The sequence below is a fragment of the Arthrobacter paludis genome, assembly GCF_056782315.1.
In genome coordinates, this window is record NZ_JBXAEW010000002.1 from 204,453 (window position 1) to 224,538 (window position 20,086).

13 protein-coding genes are annotated in these 20,086 nt (G+C 75.0%); 8 read left to right on the forward strand and 5 right to left on the reverse strand.

Annotated features, from left to right (window positions below):
- Positions 1–18: 18 nt before the first annotated feature.
- On the reverse strand, positions 19–1,530 hold the full coding sequence (locus tag AC1Q5D_RS02420; RefSeq protein ID WP_481736966.1) for a leucyl aminopeptidase: 1,512 nt from the start codon (positions 1,528–1,530) through the stop codon (positions 19–21).
- A gap of 191 nt (positions 1,531–1,721) precedes the next feature.
- Here AC1Q5D_RS02420 and AC1Q5D_RS02425 point away from each other — a divergent pair, with 191 nt between their 5' ends.
- The 4 genes from AC1Q5D_RS02425 (at position 1,722) to AC1Q5D_RS02440 (ending at position 6,819) form a co-directional block, all read left to right on the forward strand.
- Positions 1,722–2,654, forward strand: coding sequence for a proteasome assembly chaperone family protein (locus tag AC1Q5D_RS02425; RefSeq protein WP_481736967.1), 933 nt, complete (start codon positions 1,722–1,724; stop codon positions 2,652–2,654).
- The gene (locus tag AC1Q5D_RS02430; RefSeq protein ID WP_481736968.1) at positions 2,651–3,979 is read left to right on the forward strand and encodes an MFS transporter; all 1,329 of its coding nucleotides are present in this window, start codon (positions 2,651–2,653) and stop codon (positions 3,977–3,979) included. The genes AC1Q5D_RS02425 and AC1Q5D_RS02430 overlap by 4 nt, the downstream gene beginning before the upstream one ends.
- A gap of 139 nt (positions 3,980–4,118) precedes the next feature.
- Entirely contained in the window at positions 4,119–5,306 is a 1,188-nt protein-coding gene (locus tag AC1Q5D_RS02435) for a DUF4192 family protein (RefSeq protein ID WP_481736969.1), read from the forward strand.
- 217 nt (positions 5,307–5,523) lie between these two features.
- Positions 5,524–6,819, forward strand: coding sequence for an RNA polymerase sigma factor (locus tag AC1Q5D_RS02440; protein WP_481736970.1), 1,296 nt, complete (start codon positions 5,524–5,526; stop codon positions 6,817–6,819).
- Positions 6,820–7,054: 235 nt separating this feature from the next.
- Here the strand turns inward: AC1Q5D_RS02440 and AC1Q5D_RS02445 are convergent, their stop codons facing one another.
- A complete protein-coding gene (locus tag AC1Q5D_RS02445; RefSeq protein WP_481736971.1) occupies positions 7,055–7,315 on the reverse strand; it encodes a DUF7455 domain-containing protein in 261 nt (86 codons plus the stop codon).
- A gap of 188 nt (positions 7,316–7,503) precedes the next feature.
- On the opposite strand from AC1Q5D_RS02445, the gene AC1Q5D_RS02450 reads away from it, so the two are divergent.
- The gene (locus AC1Q5D_RS02450) at positions 7,504–9,609 is read left to right on the forward strand and encodes a DNA gyrase/topoisomerase IV subunit B (RefSeq protein ID WP_481736972.1); all 2,106 of its coding nucleotides are present in this window, start codon (positions 7,504–7,506) and stop codon (positions 9,607–9,609) included.
- Positions 9,610–9,667: 58 nt separating this feature from the next.
- Here AC1Q5D_RS02450 and AC1Q5D_RS02455 read toward each other — a convergent pair whose 3' ends face one another.
- Together AC1Q5D_RS02455 and AC1Q5D_RS02460 are read right to left on the reverse strand one after the other, a co-directional pair.
- Positions 9,668–10,708, reverse strand: coding sequence for a M56 family metallopeptidase (locus tag AC1Q5D_RS02455; protein ID WP_481736973.1), 1,041 nt, complete (start codon positions 10,706–10,708; stop codon positions 9,668–9,670).
- 19 nt (positions 10,709–10,727) lie between these two features.
- On the reverse strand, positions 10,728–11,099 hold the full coding sequence (locus AC1Q5D_RS02460; protein WP_481736974.1) for a BlaI/MecI/CopY family transcriptional regulator: 372 nt from the start codon (positions 11,097–11,099) through the stop codon (positions 10,728–10,730).
- Positions 11,100–11,270: 171 nt separating this feature from the next.
- On the opposite strand from AC1Q5D_RS02460, the gene AC1Q5D_RS02465 reads away from it, so the two are divergent.
- Genes AC1Q5D_RS02465 through cydC form a run of 3 tightly spaced genes read left to right on the forward strand, consistent with a single transcriptional unit; the run spans position 11,271 to position 17,442 of the window.
- Positions 11,271–12,863: a cytochrome ubiquinol oxidase subunit I gene (locus AC1Q5D_RS02465; RefSeq protein WP_481736975.1), complete on the forward strand. Its 1,593-nt coding sequence runs from the start codon at positions 11,271–11,273 to the stop codon at positions 12,861–12,863.
- Positions 12,864–12,886: 23 nt separating this feature from the next.
- Positions 12,887–13,915, forward strand: a complete 1,029-nt coding sequence (cydB, locus tag AC1Q5D_RS02470; protein ID WP_481736976.1) for a cytochrome d ubiquinol oxidase subunit II — start codon at positions 12,887–12,889, stop codon at positions 13,913–13,915.
- Positions 13,915–17,442: a thiol reductant ABC exporter subunit CydC gene (gene cydC / locus AC1Q5D_RS02475; RefSeq protein WP_481736977.1), complete on the forward strand. Its 3,528-nt coding sequence runs from the start codon at positions 13,915–13,917 to the stop codon at positions 17,440–17,442. Before cydB ends, cydC begins: the two co-directional genes overlap by 1 nt.
- Here cydC and AC1Q5D_RS02480 read toward each other — a convergent pair.
- Positions 17,439–20,081 carry a DNA gyrase/topoisomerase IV subunit A gene (locus AC1Q5D_RS02480; protein WP_481736978.1) on the reverse strand — a complete coding sequence of 881 codons (2,643 nt, stop codon included), beginning with the start codon at positions 20,079–20,081 and terminating at the stop codon, positions 17,439–17,441. The genes cydC and AC1Q5D_RS02480 overlap by 4 nt on opposite strands.
- Between the last annotated feature and the right edge of the window lie 5 nt (positions 20,082–20,086).

A 20,086-nucleotide genomic window follows, 5' to 3' on the forward strand; every position in this document is an offset into this window, starting at 1 on the left:
CAAGGGTGGACGGGCCGGCTAGGCGCGCGCGTTCGCCTCGGCGAACGCGACGAGCGTGCGCACGCCGGCCCCGGTCCCGTCCTTGGGCGTGTAGCCGTAGGGGGAGCCGTCGTTGAACGCGGGGCCCGCGATGTCGATGTGCGCCCACGGCACGCGCGCGGCCCCCTCGCCGACGAACTCGGCCAGGAACGCCGCCGCGGTCATCATGCCGCCGTGGCGTTCGCCGATGTTCGCCAGGTCCGCCACGGTCGAGTCCAAGGTGGCACGCAGCTCCTCGGGCAGGGGCATCGGCCACGCGGGTTCGCCCGCCTCGCCGGCCGCGGCGACCAGCGCGTCGCGGACGTCGTCGTCGCCCATGATGCCCGCCGTGCGCTTGCCGAGCGCGACCATCTGGGCGCCGGTGAGGGTGGCGATGTCCACGACCGCGTCCGGGGCCTCGGCCGTGGCCGCGACGAGGCCGTCGGCCAGCACCAGGCGGCCCTCGGCGTCCGTGTTGAGCACCTCGACCGTCTTGCCCCCGTGGATGGTGATGACGTCGCCCGGCCGGGTCGCCCGGCTCCCGGGCATGTTCTCCGCCAGGCACAGCCAGCCGGTCACGCGCAGGGGCAGTCCCAGCTCGGCGGCGGCGAGGACGGTGTGCAGGACCGCGGCGGCGCCGGCCATGTCCGACTTCATGTGGTGCATGTTCGCGCCCGGCTTGAGCGAGATGCCGCCGGTGTCGAACGTGATGCCCTTGCCGACGAGGGCGACGTGGCGGGAGGCCTTGCCGGGCGCGTACTCGACCTTGACCAGGCGCGGGGGACGCGCCGACCCGCCGCCGACGCCCAGCAGGCCCCCGAAGCCCTCCCGGGCCAGGCGCTTCTCGTCCAGGACGGTCACCTTCACCGGCAGCTGCTGGGCCGCCTGGCGGGCGGCCTCGGCGAACGAGTCCGGGTAGAGCTCGTTGGGGGCGGTGTTGACGAGGTCGCGTGCCGCGCGGACGGCCCGCCCGACGACGGCGGCGCGCTTCAGCGCCGCCGGCAGGTCCCGTTCCGTCGAGGCCGCCGTCGCGATGACCGCCTCCGTCAGCGGGCCGCGCTCGGGCGGCGTCGAGCGGTGGAGCGCGAAGGAATAGGCGCCCAGCGCCGCCCCCTCGGCGACGGCCGCGGCCGCGGCGACCGTGTCCGCGGGCAGTGCGAACAGCACCCGGGACAGCCCCGCCAGCTGGCGCGCGGCGGACCCGGCGGCGCGGCGGAGGGCCTCCGTGCCCGGCTCGCCGTCGACCTTGCCCAGGCCGACCAGCACCAGCACGCGCGCCTTCGTCCCCTCGGGGGCGGGCAGGCGGCGCACCTCGTCGGGGGCCCCGGTGACGCCGAGTCCCGGCAGGGACTCGGCGAGCGCCGCCGAGTCAGCGGCCGGGAGGGTGGCGCCCAGCAGGCGCGGCCCGTCCGCGCCGTCGCCCGCCGCCACGCCGACGACGAGGGCGTCGGCGGGCACCTTGCGGAGGTCGGGGGAGACGGCGGAGAGCTTCAGTTCGCGGGCGTGGGTCACAGTCGGTCCTTAATGCGCCGGGTCCGGCGCGTCGCGGTGGCGGTCGTTCCGTCGCCTCGATCGTAGCCCCGGTCACGGCGGGGCGGGCCGTGGCCCGATAGAATGGCCGGAACCGTTCCGCGGCCGTCCACGGCCCCGCGCCACCCGCCCGGAGCGTCCCGCCACGCACACCCCGGGAGGAGAGCAGCACCGTGTCTGATCCGATGTCCCTCGTGAGGCTCAACGACGAGGTGATCGACGGCGTCCGCCTCCAGGGGCTGGGGCTGGTCGTCGCCCTGACGGGGCATGCGGACGCCGGACAGGCCGTCGCCCAGACCGCCGCGGAGCTGCTGGCCACGCTGGAGCACGAGACCGTCGCCAGCTTCGACGCCGACCTGCTGCTGGACTACCGCAGCCGGCGGCCCGCGATCTCCTTCCGTGGCGACCGCTTCGCCGACTACCGCCCGCCCCGGATCGAGCTGCACCGGCTGACGGACGGGCTGGGCCGGGACTTCCTGCTGCTGACCGGGCCGGAGCCGGACTTCCTGTGGGAGCGCTTCAGCGCCGCCGTCGTCCGGCTGGCCGCCGCCCTCAACGTGCGGCTGGCCGTCTCCGTGGGCGGGGTGCCGCTGCCGGTGCCGCACACGCGGCGGTTCGGGGTGACGGCGCACGGGAACCGGCCGGACCTCATCGAGGGCATCTCCACCTGGGCGCCGACCGCGGACCTCCCGGCCGGGCTCGCCCAGGTCATCGAGCTGCGCCTCGCGGAGGCCGGACGGGACGCCGTCGGCTACTCGCTGCACGTCCCGCACTACCTCGCCGACGCCGAGTACCCGCAGGCCGCCGTCGCCGCGCTCGAGTTCATCGGCGCGGCGCTGGGCCTGGGCCTGCCCACCGACCGCCTGCGCGAGCAGGCCCGCGAGGTCGAGGGGCAGATCGCCGAGCAGGTCGCCCAGTCCCCTGACATCCAGCGGATGGTGGACGGCTTCGAGCGCCGCTTCGACGAGCAGGTGCCCGAGTCCTCGCGCCGCTCCCTGCTCGTCGCCCCGGGCGACGAGCTGCCCGACGGCGAGGACTTGGCGTCCGCCGCCGAGGCGTTCCTGTCCTCGCGGGCCGGCGAGCCGGGCCAGGACGAGGGCAGGTGAGCCCCGGGCCGCGGGAGCTCGATTCCGGCCGCGCCTGGCTGGTCTGGGGCACCGCGGTCTTCGCGTACCTCGTGGCCGTCACGCAGCGCACGAGCTTCGGCGTGGCCGGCCTGCAGGCCACCGAGCGCTTCGACGCCACCGCGTCGATCCTGGCCACGTTCAGCGTCGTCCAACTCGTCGTCTATGCGGGGCTGCAGGTTCCGGTGGGCGTCCTGGTCGACCGCTTCGGCCCGCGGTTCATGATCACGGGCGGGGCGGTCCTCATGCTCGCCGGGCAGGCCCTGCTCGCCGTGGCCGAGACCGTGCCGGCGGGGCTGGCCGGGCGGCTGTTCGTGGGCGCGGGCGACGCGATGACGTTCGTGTGCGTCATCCGCCTGCTGCCCAATTGGTTCACGGGGCCGCGCGTGCCGATGCTGACCCAGCTGACCGGGATGGTCGGCCAGCTGGGACAGCTGCTGTCGCTGGTCCCGTTCGCCGCCGTCCTCCAGTTGGCCGGCTGGACGACGGCGTTCGGCCTGTTGGCGGCGCTCGCGGCCGTCGCCGGGGCACTGGCCCTGGCCGTCGTCCGGGACCAGCCGCGCGCGGCGGGCCCGGCCGCGCCCGGCCCGCGCCCGCGGACCGCCGCGATGCTCGCGGCGGCCTGGCGGGAGCCAGGGACCAGGCTCGGGTTCTGGACGCACTTCGCGACGCAGTTCTGCGCGAACGTGTTCCTGCTTTCGTGGGGCTACCCGTTCCTCGTCTCCGGCCAGGGACTGGACCCCGCGGTCGCGTCCGGCCTCATGTCCATCTTCGTGCCCGTCGCCCTGGTCTGCGGGCCGTTCTTCGGCCGGGCCGTCGCCCGGCATCCGCTGCGCCGCTCCTCGATGGCCTTCGCGATCCTGGCCGGCGTCGGGGTGGCCTGGGCCGCGGTGCTGCTGTGGCCGGGGCCGGCGCCGCTGTGGCTGCTCGTCGCCCTCATCGTGCTGATCGGCATCGGCGGCCCCGGATCCATGATCGGCTTCGACTTCGCGCGCACCTTCAACCCGGCCCACGTCACGGGAACCGCCACCGGGATCGTCAACGTCGGCGGGTTCCTGGCCGCGCTCATCAGCGTGTACGCGATCGGGGCGATCCTGGACCTGCTGCACCTGGCGTCGGGCGGCGCCGCCGAGCTCTACCACCTGGACGCGTTCCGGGTGGCGCTGGCGTTCCAGTTCATCCCGCTGGCCGTCGGCTGGGTCGGGATCCTGCGTTGGCGGAGGCGGGCCCGCGCAGCCCTCGCGGAGCGGGGCGTGATCGTTCCGCCGTGGCGCGAGGCGATCGCCCGGCGGCGCAGGGCCCGCTAACCGCGACCGGACCGCGGGCCTGACGGAGGGCCGCCGCGGTGGGGCCACCGGCCCTCCACACCCCACCGCGTCGGCGGCGCCGTCCACACTCCGGCGCCCCCGCACCCGCCGCCGCCGGCCTCGGGAGGAGGCTGGGGCCATGTCCAGCGAAACGCGAAACATCACCGTCCGAGACACTGCCGGGACCCTGGCCGTCGCCGACCACCTGCTCGGGTTCCGCCCGCGCGAGAGCCTCGCGCTGTTGCTGTTGTGCGGCACCCGCGTCGCGGCCGCCCTGCGAGTCGACCTGCCCCGGCCGGGGTCCAGCGACTTCGCCCAGTGGGCGCTGGCGCAGCGGGTGGCGGAGTACGCCACCACGGACGCGGTGGCCACCGGCGCGCTCCTGGTCGTGTACTCGGGGGAGCTGGACGGCGGTCCCGGCAGCGGCGGCGACGCGTGTCCGCCGTTCGACCCCGGCGCCGCCCTTCCGCACGCGGCCCTGGTCGGGGCGACCGGGGCGCTGCTGGAACGGCGGGGGATCATGGTGCCCGAGGCGCTGCTCGTCGGGACCCACCGCTGGCGCTCCTATGTCTGCACGGACCCCTGCTGCCCGGTCGAGGGCACGCCACTGGACGGGGTCGCCCTGTCGGAGGCGAACCTCGAGTTCGTCCTCGCGGGCAGCAGCCCTGTGGACCGGCCGTGGGACGGGTCGACGCCCAGGGAGTGGCCGGGCCTGCCCGCCGTGCGCGAGGCCGTGCGGCTGCGGCAGGGCTTCACGGCGGGGGCGGGTCCGCTGGCCGACGCGGTCCGGCCCTGGTTCCGGGTGCTGGCCGAGTCCCCGGGGCCGGCGCTGGACAGGCTCCGCGGCGACCCGGTCGGCTGCGGCCGGCTCCTCGCCGCCCTGCACCACCCGACTGCGGTGCGGCTGGTCGCCTATTGCGCCGCCGACGGCCCCGTCCGGGCGGAGGCCGCCCTGCGCGGAGGCGGCGCCATCGCGGTCGCACGGCTCACCGGGACCTCGGCCGACCGCCCCGACTGGGACCGGGTCGGCCGCCTGTGGGAGCTCGGGCGGGGGCTGCTGGCCGCCGCCGCGGGGCCCGACCGGGACGCGCTGCTGGTCCTGCTGGCCTGGGTCGAGTGGGCGCGGGGACGCGGGACCGCCGCGGATGCGCTGCTCGCCGCCGCCGGCGCGGGCGCCTCGGATCCGGCGGGGCTGGCGGGCGCCCTGCGCCTGGGGCTGGACCACGGGCTGCTTCCGGTGTGGGCGCGCTCCCCGCGGACCGCCTGGCGGGGCGAGCCGGACGGCGCCGGCGTGCCCCGCCGGGGAGCGCCCGGCGGCAAAGCGTGAGACACTGGTAGCCGCAGACCCGGTCGGGTCCGTGGCCGTTGGCCCCCCGGGGCCTTGGTTCCGCATCCCTGGATGCGGGAACAATCGGCCGCCCGCAGGCGTTCACCGTGTGGACCTTGTTGGGCGGTCCGCCCCTGTGGCGGACACGGACTTGACAGGGTCATAGTGGTGTTGCCCACCGGGCGGTGCCGCGCCCGAACCGTCAGAAAGGTAATTCGTGCCCGCTTCCGAGACCCCCTCACAGGCCGCGACCGGCAAGAGCGTTGCCGAAGGCGACGAGGAGCTGACGCCGCAGCAGAAGGCCGCGCGCACGCGTGCCCGCAACAAGGCCGCGGGCGCCGCCAAGCCGGCGGCCAAGGCCGCCGGCCGTTCCGCCAAGTCCGTGAAACAGGCCGGCCCCGCCGAGGCGCCGGAGGGCGACGAGGAGGAGGCACCGCTCGAGGACGCGGAGCCGCCCGCCGACCTGTCGGCCGAGGACGAGGCCGACGCGGCCACGGAGCCCGCCGGCGCCACCAAGCCCGGCGGCAAGGACGAGAGCCGCGGCTTCGTCATCAGCGCGGACGACGACGACGCGCCCCAGCAGCAGGTCCTCGTGGCCGGTGCCACGGCGGACCCCGTCAAGGACTACCTGAAGCAGATCGGCAAGGTCGCGCTGCTCAACGCCGAGCAGGAGGTGGACCTGGCCCTGCGCATCGAGGCGGGCCTGTACGCCGGCGAGAAGCTCGCCAAGGACGACGGGTCCATGGACCAGCGCCTGCGCTGGGACCTGGAGCAGATCGTCCACGACGGCAAGATGGCCAAGAACCACCTCCTCGAGGCCAACCTGCGCCTCGTCGTGTCCCTGGCCAAGCGCTACACCGGCCGCGGCATGCTGTTCCTGGACCTGATCCAGGAGGGCAACCTCGGCCTCATCCGCGCCGTCGAGAAGTTCGACTACACCAAGGGCTTCAAGTTCTCCACGTACGCCACGTGGTGGATCCGCCAGGCCATCACCCGTGCGATGGCGGACCAGGCCCGCACGATCCGCATCCCCGTGCACATGGTCGAGGTCATCAACAAGCTGGCCCGCGTCCAGCGCCAGATGCTCCAGGACCTGGGCCGCGAGCCCACCCCGGAGGAGCTGGCCAAGGAACTCGACATGACCCCCGAGAAGGTCGTCGAGGTCCAGAAGTACGGCCGCGAGCCCATCTCGCTGCACACGCCGCTGGGCGAGGACGGCGACTCCGAGTTCGGCGACCTCATCGAGGACTCGGAGGCGGTCGTGCCCGCCGACGCGGTCAGCTTCACGCTCCTGCAAGAGCAGCTGCACTCGGTGCTCGACACGCTCTCCGAGCGCGAGGCCGGCGTCGTCGCCATGCGCTTCGGGCTCACCGACGGACAGCCGAAGACTTTAGACGAAATCGGCAAGGTCTACGGCGTCACGCGCGAGCGCATCCGCCAGATCGAATCCAAGACGATGTCCAAGCTGCGCCACCCGTCCCGGTCGCAGGTCCTCCGGGACTACCTGGACTAGGCGCGAGCCCCGTGGGGCCGGGACCGGCGGCGCCGCAGGTCCCGGCCCCACGTGTGTCCGGGCCCCTGTCGTCCGGCCCGGACACGGCTGACGCCCGCGGCCGGGACGCCGGGCAGCCCGGGCGGGGTCCGCCCGGGCCGCTGCGACGAGGCGCCGGGGACGCCGAAGGACGGGCCGCGGCGCCTGCCGCGACCCGCCCTGGGGTCACCTGGCCCGCGCTGGCGGGCCCGTGGTGCTAGTCCTCGTCGGCCGCGAAGGCCGGCTTCTCGTGGAGTCGGTTGGTCTCGTCCTGCCACTCCACCGTCTGCGGGCGCAGGGTCGGCTCCACGGCGCGGGCGTGGTGGCCGCAGAAGAGGAGCTCCCCGCCCGAGGTCGCCAGGACCGCGCGGACGTACGCCTGAGCGCCGCACCGGTCGCAACGGTCCAGTCCGGTGAGCGGTCGGGTGGCCACTGATGATGCCGTCATGACGACCTCCTTCGTTAGCTGTTGCTCCATACAACCAGCTTCGGGGTCCGGTTCATCGCATTTTCCGCCCGCTTTCGCTCACCGCGTAGCCCGTGCCGGTCACGATCGAGTCTCCATCCGGTGACGGGGGCCGGTTCCGGCGCGGGATCCCGCCATTCGGGCCCCCGGGGGACTACCGTGGGAGGGTTCCGTGTCCCCGGTGAAGGAGTGCAGCAAGAGTGGCACCGAGTTCCGAATACAACGCCCGGCACCTGTCCGTGCTCGAGGGACTCGAGGCCGTCCGCAAGCGCCCGGGCATGTACATCGGCTCGACCGACTCCCGCGGGCTGATGCACTGCCTCTGGGAGATCATCGACAACTCGGTGGACGAGGCCCTCGCCGGGCATGGCCAGAACATCACGGTCGTCCTGCACGCGGACGGCTCCGTCGAGGTCGGCGACGACGGACGCGGCGTGCCCGTCGACACGGAACCGCGCACCGGCCTGACCGGCGTGGAGGTCGTCTTCACGAAGCTGCACGCCGGCGGCAAGTTCGGGGGCGGCTCCTACACCGCCTCGGGCGGCCTGCACGGCGTGGGCGCCAGCGTCGTCAACGCCCTGTCCGCGCGGCTCGACGTCGAGGTGGACCGCGGCGGCAAGACGTACCGGATGCAGTTCCGCCGCGGCGAGCCCGGACGCTTCACCGACTCCGGCAAGGCCAAGCCGGACGCGAAGTTCACGCCCTTCGTGGAGGACTCCCAGCTCGACGTCGTCGGCAAGGCCAAGCGCGGGGTCACCGGCACCCGGATCCGCTACTGGGCCGACCGGCAGATCTTCACGCCCGACGCCCGGTTCTCCTACGAGGAGCTCGAGGCGCGCGTCCGCCAGACCTCGTTCCTGGTCCCCGGGCTGCGGATCGTCCTGCGCGACGAGCGGCGCCTGCCCGGCACCCCGGGCGAGGACGGGCCCGTCGAGGAGGTCTTCCAGCACGACGGCGGGATCTCCGAGTTCGCCGACTACCTCTCCAGTGACTCCTCCGTCACCGACATCTGGCGCGTCCAGGGCAGCGGGACGTTCAAGGAGTCCGTGCCCGTGCTGGACGAGCGGGGCCGCAGCCAGATCCAGGAGGTCGAACGGCGCTGCGAGGTCGACATCGCCCTGCGCTGGGGCATCGGGTACGAGACGACCATGCGCAGCTTCGTGAACATCATCGCCACCCCCAAGGGCGGCACGCACCAGACCGGCTTCGAGCAGGCGCTTCTGAAGACGTTCCGCAAGGTCGTCGAGGCCAACGCGCGCCGCCTCAAGGCGGGCAACGACAAGATCGAGAAGGACGACGTCATGGCGGGGCTGACCGCCGTGCTCACCGTGCGCCTGGCCGAGCCCCAGTTCGAGGGCCAGACCAAGGAGGTCCTCGGGACCTCCGCGGTGCGCCAGATCGTCTCCCGCGTGGTGGAGAAGGAGCTCACCGCCCGGCTGAACGCCACGGCCCGCGCCGACAAGGCCCAGGCCAATCAGCTGCTGGAGAAGGTCGTCTCCGAGATGAAGTCGCGCATCTCCGCGCGCCTGCACAAGGAGACCCAGCGCCGCAAGAGCGCGCTGGAGACCTCGTCCCTGCCCACGAAGCTCGCGGACTGCCGGAGCACCGACGTCGAGCGCTCCGAGCTGTTCATCGTCGAGGGGGACAGCGCCCTGGGCACGGCGAAGCTGGCCCGCTCGTCCGACTTCCAGGCGCTGCTGCCGATCCGCGGCAAGATCCTGAACGTGCAGAAGGCCTCGGTGGGGGACATGCTCTCCAACGCCGAGTGCGCGGCCCTGATCCAGGTCGTCGGTGCCGGATCGGGCCGCAGCTTCGACCTGTCCGCCGCCCGCTACGGCAAGGTGATCCTCATGACGGACGCCGATGTCGACGGCGCGCACATCCGCACCCTGCTGCTGACGCTGTTCTTCCGCTACATGCGCCCCATGGTCGAGCAGGGGCGCGTCTTCGCGGCCGTCCCGCCGCTGCACCGGGTCGAGGTGGTCATGCCGGGCGCCAGGGCCAACGAGATGGTCTACACGTACTCCGAGGCCGAGCTGCACCGCGTGCTGGCGGACCTCGAGCGCCGGGGCCGCAAGTACAAGGAGCCGATCCAGCGCTACAAGGGCCTCGGCGAGATGGACGCGGAGCAGCTTGCGGAGACGACCATGGACCCGCGGCACCGCACGCTGCGGCGCGTCAACATCGAGGACGCCGAGCGCGCCGAGCGCGTCTTCGACCTGCTCATGGGCAGCGACGTGGCCCCCCGCAAGGAATTCATCGTCTCCGGCGCCCAGCGCCTGGACATGGAGCAGATCGACGTCTGACCCCCGGGCGGACGCAGCCGGAGAGGCCGGCCGCGCTCAGCCATCAGGCCGGTCGCGCTCAGCCGGTGAGGCCGGGCGCGACCAGCAGGACGGTCGGCACCAGGATCAGCAGGGCGGCGGCCGCGCCCACCGAGGCGCGGGCCGCCGGCGGCAGGACCGGCGCCGGCGCGAGCAGGCGCCGGATGCGGCGGGACGACAGCTCCTCGGTGGGGGCGGCCCCGACCGGGGTCGTCCACCCGGGCCCGGCGCCCGGGATGCCCATGGCCGGGGCGCCCGCCGCGGGGCCGGCCTCCCCCGGGGACCGGTCGGCCGGATCCGCCGCCCCCTGGGGGGAGAGCCCCCCGGCGGGGGCGGCGCCGGCCACGGTGACGAGGGCGCGCAACAGCACGGGGGCTTCGACCTCGCGCAGGGCCACGTCGTCGGCCAGCATCTCCACCAGCTCGTGGACGGCGACGCGGGCCAGCCGCGACGTGGGCAGCCAGGGCAGGGCCTGGTGCCAGGACTCGAACGCGAGGACGAGCAGGTCGTGCCGCTGGTCCAGGTGGGCTCGCTCGTGGGCGACGACGGCGCGCAGCTCCCGGGGCCCGAGGCTGTCGAGCAGGCCGCGGGAGACCACGGTCAGTGGCGCGGCCAGGCCGGGGAGGCAGTAGGCGACCGGGATCTCGTGCTGCAGGACGACGGTGCCCGGCTGCGTGGGGGAGGGGTCCGAGAGCAGGGCCAGCAGGCGCCGGTGCCTGGCGCGCTGGCGCGAGACCCGGTACGCCGCGAGCAGCAGCGTGAAGACCAGGTGCGAGCCCAGCAGCAGCGCCGTGCTCAACGCGAAGATGTGCACCGGCCCGAGCGCCGGCGCCCCGGGCGCGCCGGCGAGCAGGCGCCAGAGCCCGCCGAGGGCGTCCAGCAGGTTGTCGCCGAGTGGATCCAGCCCCCAGGCGAGCATCGCCCCGATCATCGACAGCCCGCCGGCGAGGGCGATCGCCTGCCAGAGGACCATCGCCGTGAACGGGGCCCGGGCCGTCCACCGCGCCTTGGACAGGGCGACGGGGGCCGGCCAGGCGAGCACGATGGCCAGCCCGGCGAGGAGGTAGGAGGCGACGAACACCGGCCGGGGCGGCGGGGCGCTAGGCCGATTCGCCGTTGAGGATGCGGCGCAGGGCGGCGGCCTCGTCCGGCGAGATGCCGCCGATGAAGCGCGCCAGGACGGCCTCGCGGTCCATGACGGAGCCCAGGGCCTCGTTCATCAGCTCGACGGTGTGCTCCTCGCGGGAGGTCACCGCCCGGTAGCGGTGCGGGCGGGTGTCGCGCTCGCGCGTGACCAGCTGCTTCTTCTCCAGCCGGGCGAGCACGGTCAGCACGGTGGTCACGGCCAGTTCCTTGCCGTCCTCGCCCTCCGCGTGGGAGAGCCGGTCGCGCAGCTCGTTCGCCGTCACGGCGTCGGCGCTATCCCACAGCAGGTCCATGACCGAGCGTTCGAGTTCGCCGAGTGTGGCCACACCAGTTCCTTCTCTGTACTTGCGGCCGGGCGCTCCCGCCCGGCGGATGACACCAATGTAGCGCGAATCGCGGAAGATTTCTACGCTCAGTAGAACGCTGTTATTCTACCGGGCGTAGAACTCTTTTCTACCTTTCGTAGAAGAGTACCTGCCGACCCAGGAGCCGCCCCCATGGATCCCCTCGACATCGCCCGCTGGCAATTCGGAATCACGACGGTCTACCACTTCCTCATGGTGCCCCTGACGATCGGCCTGGGGCTGGTCGTCGCCACCCTGCAGAGCATGTGGCACCGGACCGGGAGGCCCGAGTACCTGCGGATGGTGAAGTTCTGGGGCAAGCTCTTCCTGATCAACTTCGTCATGGGCGTGGCCACCGGCCTGGTCCAGGAGTTCCAGTTCGGGATGGCCTGGAGCGAGTACAGCCGGTTCGTGGGCGACGTCTTCGGCGCGCCCCTGGCGCTCGAGGCCCTGCTGGCGTTCTTCGTCGAGTCCACGTTCCTGGGGCTGTGGATCTTCGGCTGGGGCCGCCTGCCCAAGCCCATCCACCTCGCCTGCATCTGGGCCGCCACGCTCGCCTCCGTCCTCAGCGCCTACTTCATCCTCGTCGCGAACTCCTGGATGCAGCACCCCGTGGGCGTGGAGATGGTGGACGGGCGGCCCGTCATGGTCGACGCCTGGGCGGTCTTCACCAACGACACCGCGCTCGTGACGTTCCCGCACACGCTCTTCGGCTCGCTCGCCGTCGCCGGCGGCTTCCTGTTGGGCATCGCCTGGTTCCACCTCTACCGCCGCCGCGCCGAGGGCATCGACACCGTCGACGCCGCGGGCCGCGTCGTCGTGGGCACCGACCCGCGCCACCCCGCGGCCCGCGACGCCACGGACCACGCCGTGTGGATCCGCTCTCTGCGCCTCGGCGCCGCCGTCGCCGTCGTCTCCTTCGCGGGCGTCGCCCTCAGCGGCCACGCCCAGGCGCAGCTGATGTTCGAGCAGCAGCCGATGAAGATGGCGGCCGCCGAGGCCGCATGCCACGACGGCACCGGCTTCTCCGTGCTCACCATCGGGGACGTCTCCACCGAGGGGGCGACGACGTGCGACGACGTCGTCGCCGTCTTCGAGATCCCCGGCCTGCTCTCCTTCCTGGCCAACGACGACTTCACCACCGAGGTGAAGGGCGTGAACACGCTGCTGCCCGAGTACCGGGAGAAGTACGGCACGCACCTGCCCGACGACCCGATGTACGGCGACCGCGCCGGCCAGGAGATCAACTACCTGCCGCTCATGGAGGTCACCTACTGGGGCTTCCGCCTGATGATCACGTTCGGCGGCCTCGCCGCCGCGGCGGCCGCCGCCGCCCTCTGGATCGCCCGCAAGGGCACCGTGCCGAACAACCGCTGGCTCTCCCGGCTGGCCGTCCTGGGCATCCTCGCGCCCTTCGGCGCGAACGCGGCCGGCTGGGTCTTCACCGAAATGGGCCGGCAGCCGTTCGTGGTCGCCCCCAACCCCTCGTTCGACGGCGCCGTCGACCAGGTCTTCATGTTCACCGCGGCCGCCGTCTCCCCGGGCGTGTCCGTCGGGGAGCTGCTCTTCTCGCTCGTCGCCCTGACCACCGTCTACGCCGTGCTGCTCGTCATCGAGGTGCGCATGCTCGTGCGCTACGTCCGCGGGGGCGTCGCCTCCGCCATGCCCGAGCTCCACGACGACGGCGGCGCGGACGGCCCGCCGGGCGGGGACCGGGACGACGACGTCCTGGCCTTCGCCTACTGACCGGACCCGAACAGGAGCAACACATGGATTTCCTCCCCACCCTCTGGTTCGCCGTGATCGCGTTCTTCTGGGCCGGCTACCTCCTGCTCGAGGGCTTCGACCTCGGCGTCGGGATGCTCATGCGCGCCTTCGCCCGGACCGAGTCCGAGCGCCGGGTCCTGCTCAACACCATCGGACCCGTCTGGGACGGCAACGAGGTCTGGCTGATCACCGCCGGCGCGGCGACGTTCGCCGCGTTCCCGGACTGGTACGCGTCCCTGTTCTCCGCCCTGTACCTGCCGCTCGTGTTCGTGCTGCTCGCGCTCATCCTGCGCGCCGTGGCCTTCGAATACCGGGGCAAGGCGCACCGGTCCCGCAGCCGGGCCGCGTGGGACTGGTGCATCGCGCTCGGCTCCCTGGTGGCGGCGTTCGGCGTGGGGGCGCTGCTGGCGCTGACCACGACCGGGCTGCCGCTGAACGCGAACGGCGACCGCGTCGGCGGCCCGTGGTCCTGGTTCTCCGGGTACGCGGTGCTCGGCGGGCTCGCCGTCGTCGCGTTCAGCCTCGTCCACGCGCTCGCGTTCGTGGGCCTGAAGACCGACGGGGGCATCCGGGAGCGGGCCGGCCGGGCCCTGCGCCGCTGGGGCTGGCTCGGGCTCGTGCCCCTGGCCGCGTGGGTGCTGGTCGTGGGCCTGCGCAGCGGCAACGCCGCCTCCTGGTTGCTGACCGCGGTGGCCGTCGCCGGGGCGCTCGCGGGCACGGGTGCGGCGTGGGCGCGCCGCGAGCGCCGCGCGTTCGCCGGCAGCGCGGTGTTCGTCCTGGCGGGCACGGCCGCGGTCTTCACCGCCGCCTACCCGGTCGTGCTTCCCTCCACCCTGGACCCGGCCTTCGACCTGACCGTCGCGAACGCGTCCGTGGCCCCCTACACGCTGGGCTTCATGAGCGTCATCGCCGCGTTCGGGGTGCCCCTCGTGGTGCTGTACCAGGGGTGGACCTACTGGGTGTTCCGGCGCAGGCTCTCCGAACAGCACATCCCCGCGCCGCACGCCGTGGTTCCCGTGGTGGGACGCTGATGCGCGCGGCCCGTGGGGCGGGCCCCGCCGGCCTCGCCGGACGCGGCGCCCTGGGCGGACTCGCCGCCCTGGCGGCCCTGAAGGCCGCGTCGCTCGTCGCGCTCGCCTGGGCCCTGTCGGCGGGCATCGCCGGGCTGGCGGCCGGCCGCGCCCCGGAGCCGTGGCTGCTCGCCCTTGGGGCCGGCGGGGCCGCCGGCCGCGCCGCCGCGGCGTGGGCGACGCAGGTCCTCGCCCGCCGCGCCGCCGAGGGGACCAAGGAGGAGCTCCGTGCGGCCCTGGTCCGGCGCCACCTCGACGCGGGAGGCCCGGAGTCCGACCCGGCCGGCGCCGCCCTGGCCAGCCGTGGCCTGGACGGCCTCGACCGGTACTTCTCCGACTACCTGCCGGCGCTCGCCGCCACCGCCGTCGTGCCCCCGCTGCTGCTGGCGGCCATCCTGGGCGCGGACTGGGTCTCGACGGCCACCCTCGCCGCCACCCTGCCGCTGGTGCCCGTGTTCATGGTCCTCATCGGCAAGCACACCGCCGGGCGGGTGGAGGCCGCGGCCGCGGGCCTGGACCGCGTGAGCCGGCACCTGGCCGAGCTCGCGTCCGGGCTGCCGGTGCTGGTCGGCCTCCGCCGGGCCGCCGCCCAGCGCCGCGCCCTCGCGGAGGCCTCCGAGCGGTACCGCGACACGACGATGGGCACGCTGCGGACCGCGTTCCTCTCGGCCTTCGCGCTGGAGCTGATCTCGACCCTGTCCGTCGCCGTCGTGGCCGTCTTCATCGGCGTGCGCCTGGTGCACGGGGAGATGGGGCTGCAGGAGGGCCTGCTCGCGCTGATCCTCGCCCCGGAGTGCTTCCTGCCGCTGCGCGACGTCGGGTCCGCCCACCACGCCAGCGAGGACGGGCTCCACGCCCTCGGCCGCGCCCGGGACGTGCTCGGGGCCCCCGCGCCGCCCCGGTGGGGCGGCGGCGCCCCCGCGGACCGGGCCGGACTGCGCGTGCGCGGGCTGCGCGTCGTGCGCGGGAACCGGGCCGCGGTCGGGCCCGTGGACCTGGACGCCCCGGCCGGAAGCCTGACCGTCCTGGACGGGCCCAGCGGCTGCGGCAAATCCACCGTGCTCGCCGCCCTGGCGGGCACGCTGCGCGCGGGGGAGGACGTGCGCCTCGAGGGGACGGTCGAGGGCCTGCCGGCCCGCGTGCTGTGGCTGTCCCAGCATCCGCGCTTCACGGAAGCCACCGCGGCGGAGGAGGTCCTGTGGCACGCCACGGGAGACTCCCCGGCCGCCGGTGGCGGCCCGGCGGGCGGGCCCCGCCCACCCGGCGGGCCCGGCGGGGCCCGGGGCGCGGGCGCCCCGGTGGACGCCGCCCGGGCCCTCGAGGCCGCGGGCGCGGGCCACCTGGCCGGCACGGCGCTGCGCGACTGCAGCCCCGGCGAACTGCGCCGCGTCGGCCTCGCGCGCGTGCTGGCCCGCCTCGACGCCCTGCGGGCCGCCGATCCCGGCGCCGCCGTCCTGGTCCTGCTCGACGAGCCGACGGCCCACCTGGACCCCGCCTCGGCCGAGGCCGTCCGCGGCGCCGTCGCCTCCCTCCGCGGCCGGGCGACCGTCCTCGCCGCCAGCCACGACCCGCTCCTGGCCGGGGCGGCCGACCGCGTCCACGTGTGGGCCGGGGCCCCCGGCGGCGCGGACGCCTCCCCGCCCGGGGCGCTCCCCGCGGAGCCGGCCGGTGCCGGCCCGGCCCGCGCGGTGTCCGCCGCGGCCGGCACCGGGCGCACGGCAGCGGGCGCCGCCGCCGGCCCCGGACCGGCCGGCGTGGAGGTGGCCGGCGTGGGGGCGGCCGCCGCCGGGCACGGCGGCGACGGACCGGTCCCGGCCGCGGCGTGGCTGCGCTGGGCCGGCCGCCTGCCCCTGCGCTCGGGCCGCTTCGCCGCGGGCGTCGGGCTCGGGGCCCTCGCCGTCCTGTCCGGGGCCGCGCTCTCGGCGCTGTCCGGGTGGCTGATCGTCCGCGCCGCCGAGCAGCCGCCCATCCTGCACCTGCTGGTCGCCTTCGTCGGCGTGCGGTTCTTCGGGCTGGGCCGGTCCGCGCTGCGCTACCTCGAGCGCCTGGCCACCCACGACGCGGTCCTGGGCTGGGCCACCCGCCTGCGGACCGACCTGTGGGACGCCCTGTCCTCCAGCGTCGCGCACTGGGGCCGGCTGACCCGCGGCGGGGGAGCGCTCGGGACGCTCGTCGCGGAGGTGGACGAGCTGCGCGACGCGCTGCCCCGGGCCCTGGTGCCGCTCCCGGCGGCCCTGCTGGCCGCGCTCGGCCTCCTCGCGACCATCGGCCTGGCGGCGCCGCCGGCCCTGCCCGTGGCGGCCGCCGCGGCCGTCGGGGCGCTCGTGCTGCTGCCGGCCGCCGTCCTCGCCGCCGAACGGCGCGCCCTCGCCGCCGCGGCGACCCACCGGGCGGCCGTCGCCGAGCGGACCGCGGCCCTGTACGCGGCCGCCCCCGACCTCTCCGCCAACGGGCTGGCCCCGGCCGCGGCCCGGCGGTTCCACACCGGCGACCTCGCCGGCGCCGGCGACCTGCGCCGCGCCGCGTTCGCCGCGGGACTCGGCCAGTCCGGGGCGGTGCTGCTCGCCTCCCTCGGCGCGCTCGGCTCCCTGGCCGCGGCCTCCGCCGCCGGGCTGGACGCCAAGCCCACGGCCCTGGCAGTGTTCGTCTGCCTGGCCCTGGCCGAGGCGTTCGGCCAGTACGCGGACGGCGTGCGCCACCTGCCCGTCGTCGCGCGCCTGATGCGGCGCACCATGCCGCGGCTGGACACGGACCCGACCGTCGCCCCCGCGCGGGCGGGCCACGCGTTGCCGGGCACCGTCGACGCCGTCGCCGCCACGGCGCTGGCCGCCACCTACCCGGGCGCGCCCCGCCCGGTCTTCGCGGGGCTCGACGGCGGCGCCCGGCCCGGCCGCGTCTGGACCGTGAGCGGGCCCTCGGGCTCCGGCAAAACCACGCTCCTGGCCGTGCTGCTGGGCTTCCTCGCCCCGTCGGCGGGCACGGCCGCCTACCGTTGCGCGGGCGGGTGGGCCGACCCCTACGCGGGCCGCGGCGAGGTCCTCGACGGGGTGGCCTGGTGCCCGCAGGAGGCGTTCCTGTTCGACTCCACGCTCGAGGGGAACCTCGCCCTGGGCCGGACCGGGCGGGACCGGCCCGCGCGCGGCGAGCTCGAGGGCGCCCTGCGCGCCGTCGGGCTGGGCCCCTGGTTCGACGCGTTGCCGGACGGGCTGGCCACGCGGGTCGGCCCCGGCGGACACCGGCTCTCCGGCGGACAGCGCCAGCGCGTGGCCGTGGCCCGCGCCCTGGTCGCGGGGGCCGGGGTCGTTCTGCTCGACGAGCCGACGGCCCACCTCGGGCAGGACGAGGGGAGGGGCCTCGTCGCTGACCTGCGCGCGGCGCTCGGCGGCACCGCCGTCGTCCTCGTCACCCACGACGCGCAGCTGGCCGCGGCCGGCGACACGCACACGCGCCTCGGGCGCGCGCCCGCGCCGGTGGCGGCCCGGGCCTAGTCGGGGTCGACGGTCACGACGCCCGAGTCGGCGAACGGGAGCGTGTCCTCCTCGGGCGCCGCCAGGGGCGCGCGGCGCTCCGGCTCCGGCAGGCCGGACGCGCCGGCGGAGCCGGTGCCGGAACCAGCCGGCCCGGTCCCGGCATCCGCGGCCTCGGCCGCCACGCGGTCAGGCGTCCCGCCGAGCAGCTCGATCCGCTGCGTCAGCGGCACCCCGGACCCGTCGCGCCGGCCGTGCTCGGTGGGCACGGTGCGGGCGACGCCGGCCTGGGAGGACGCCCGGGCGGGCCCGTGGCCGGCCCACGCCAGCGCGAGGCGGTCCTCGCCCTTGAGGAACCGGTGCGCCCGGACGCCGCCGGTGGCGCGGCCCTTCGCCGGATACTCGGACAGCGGGGTGACCTTGATCGTGCCGGCGCCGGTGCCCGGCAGCTCGCCGTCCCCGGTGGCGATGGTGACGACGACGGCGTCGTCGTCGTCCGGCCGCGCCGCCCCGAAGAAGACCACCCGGTCGCCGGCCCCGAGCTTCATGCCGGCCATGCCCCCGGCCGTGCGGCCCTGCGGGCGCACGGCCGAGGCGGGGAAGCGCAGCAGCTGGGCCTGGGCGGAGACGAACAGCAGGGCCGCGTCGTCGGCGGCGACGGCCGCGCCGACCACCGCGTCGTCGCCCTTGAGCGTGATGACCTCGAACTCGTCGCGGTTGAGCGGGTACTCGGGCTGGACCCGCTTGACGACGCCGGCGGCCGTGCCGAGGGCCACGACGGCGTCCAGCGGCACCAGCGCCACGAGCGTCTCCTTCGCGGCCAGCGGGGCGAACTCGGCCGCTGCGGCGCCCTGCCCGAGCCCGGCGAGCCCCTCGCCCGGGGCGAGCGCCGGCATGTCGACGACCTGCAGGCGAAGCATCCGCCCGGCGGACGTGACGGCCCCGACCTCGCCGCGCGCGGTGGCCGCGACGACCGAGGTGGGGACGTCGTGCTTGGCGCGGCGGTCCGGGACCACGACGTCGCGGGAGGCGGTGCGGCCCAGCTGCCCGGTGGCCGAGAGCAGCACCCAGCACGGCTCGTCCTTGATCTCCAGCGAGAGGGGCGCCTTCGCGCCCCGGCCCTCCGGCTCGGGCATGACCGTGCCCTTGAGGGGCGCGTCCTTGGCGGTCTTGAGCAGGACCGTCCGGCGGGGGGTCGCGAACCGCTCCGCGACGTCGGCCAACTCGTCGGAGACCACCTGGCGCAGCAGGGCCTCGTCGGCCAGGATCGCCTCGAGGCGCTCGATCTCCGCCTTGAGCTCGTCGCGCTCGGCCTCGAGCTCGATGCGGGAGTAGCGGGTCAACTGGCGCAGGCGCAGCTCGAGGATGTGGCTGGCCTGGACCTCGGTCAGGTCGAACACCTGCATGAGGCGCGTGCGGGCCGCGGCGGCCTCGTCGGAGCTGCGCACGATCTGGATGACCTCGTCGATGTCCACGATCGCGATGAGCAGGCCCTCGACCAGGTGCAGCCGGTCCTTCTTCTTGCCCAGCCGGTGGCTGGTGCGGCGCCGCACGACGTCGGTGCGGTGGTCCAGGTAGACGCGCAGCAGGTCCGGCAGGCCCAGCGTGCGGGGCTGGCCGTCGACGAGCGCGACGTTGTTGATCCCGAAGGAGTCCTCCATCGGCGTGAGCTTGTACAGCTGCTGCAGGACGGCGTTCGGGTTGAAGCCGTTCTTCAGCTCGATGACCAGGCGCATGCCCTTGGTCCGGTCCGTGAGGTCGATGACGTCCGAGACGCCCTGCAGCTTCTTGGCCTGCACGGCGTCCTTGATCTTCTCGATCACCTTCTCCGGCCCGACGCCGTAGGGGAGTTCCGTGACCACCAGGCCCGAGCGGCGCGCGCTGATCTTCTCCAGCTCGACCTTGGCGCGGGTCTTGAACGAGCCGCGCCCGGTCGCGTAGGCGTCCCGGATCCCGTCCAGGCCGACGACGATGCCGCCGCCGGGCAGGTCCGGGCCGGGGATGAAGCCCATCAGGTCGTCGAGCGTCGCGTCCGGGTTCTCCAGCAGGTGCCGGGCGCCGGCGACGACCTCGCCGAGGTTGTGCGGGGCCATGTTCGTGGCCATGCCGACCGCGATGCCGGTCGTGCCGTTGACCAGCAGGTTCGGGAACGCCGCCGGCAGGACCGCGGGCTGCTGGAGCTGGTTGTCGTAGTTCGGGACGAAGTCGACCGTGTCCTCGTCCAGGAAGTCGGTCATGGCCACGGCCGGCGCGGCCATGCGGGCCTCCGTGTAGCGGGGGGCGGCCGGGCCGTCGTCCAGGGAGCCGAAGTTGCCGTGGCCGTCGATCAGCGGCAGGCGCAGCGAGAACGACTGGGCCAGGCGGACCATCGCGTCGTAGATGGCGGCGTCGCCGTGCGGGTGCAGCTTGCCCATGACCTCGCCGACGACGCGGGCGCTCTTGACGTGGCCCTTGTCCGGGCGCAGGCCCATCTGCGTCATCATGTACAGGATCCGGCGCTGGACCGGCTTCAGCCCGTCGCGCGCGTCCGGCAGGGCCCGCGAGTAGATGACCGAGTACGCGTACTCGAGGAACGACCCCTCCATCTCGGAGGTCACGTCGATGTCGACGATGTGCTCCTCGAAGTCGTCCGGGAGGGTGGGGGTCTGCCGTCGGGCCATGGGTG

Bases quoted from the DNA above. Each gene is read 5' to 3' on its own strand.
- AC1Q5D_RS02435 (WP_481736969.1), top strand. From the start codon at position 4,119: ATGTCCAGCGAAACGCGAAACATCACCGTCCGAGACACTGCCGGGACC.
- AC1Q5D_RS02445 (WP_481736971.1), bottom strand. From the start codon at position 7,315: ATGGAGCAACAGCTAACGAAGGAGGTCGTCATGACGGCATCATCAGTG.
- AC1Q5D_RS02465 (WP_481736975.1), top strand. From the start codon at position 11,271: ATGGATCCCCTCGACATCGCCCGCTGGCAATTCGGAATCACGACGGTC.
- cydB (WP_481736976.1), top strand. From the start codon at position 12,887: ATGGATTTCCTCCCCACCCTCTGGTTCGCCGTGATCGCGTTCTTCTGG.
- cydC (WP_481736977.1), top strand. From the start codon at position 13,915: ATGCGCGCGGCCCGTGGGGCGGGCCCCGCCGGCCTCGCCGGACGCGGC.
- AC1Q5D_RS02480 (WP_481736978.1), bottom strand. From the start codon at position 20,081: ATGGCCCGACGGCAGACCCCCACCCTCCCGGACGACTTCGAGGAGCAC.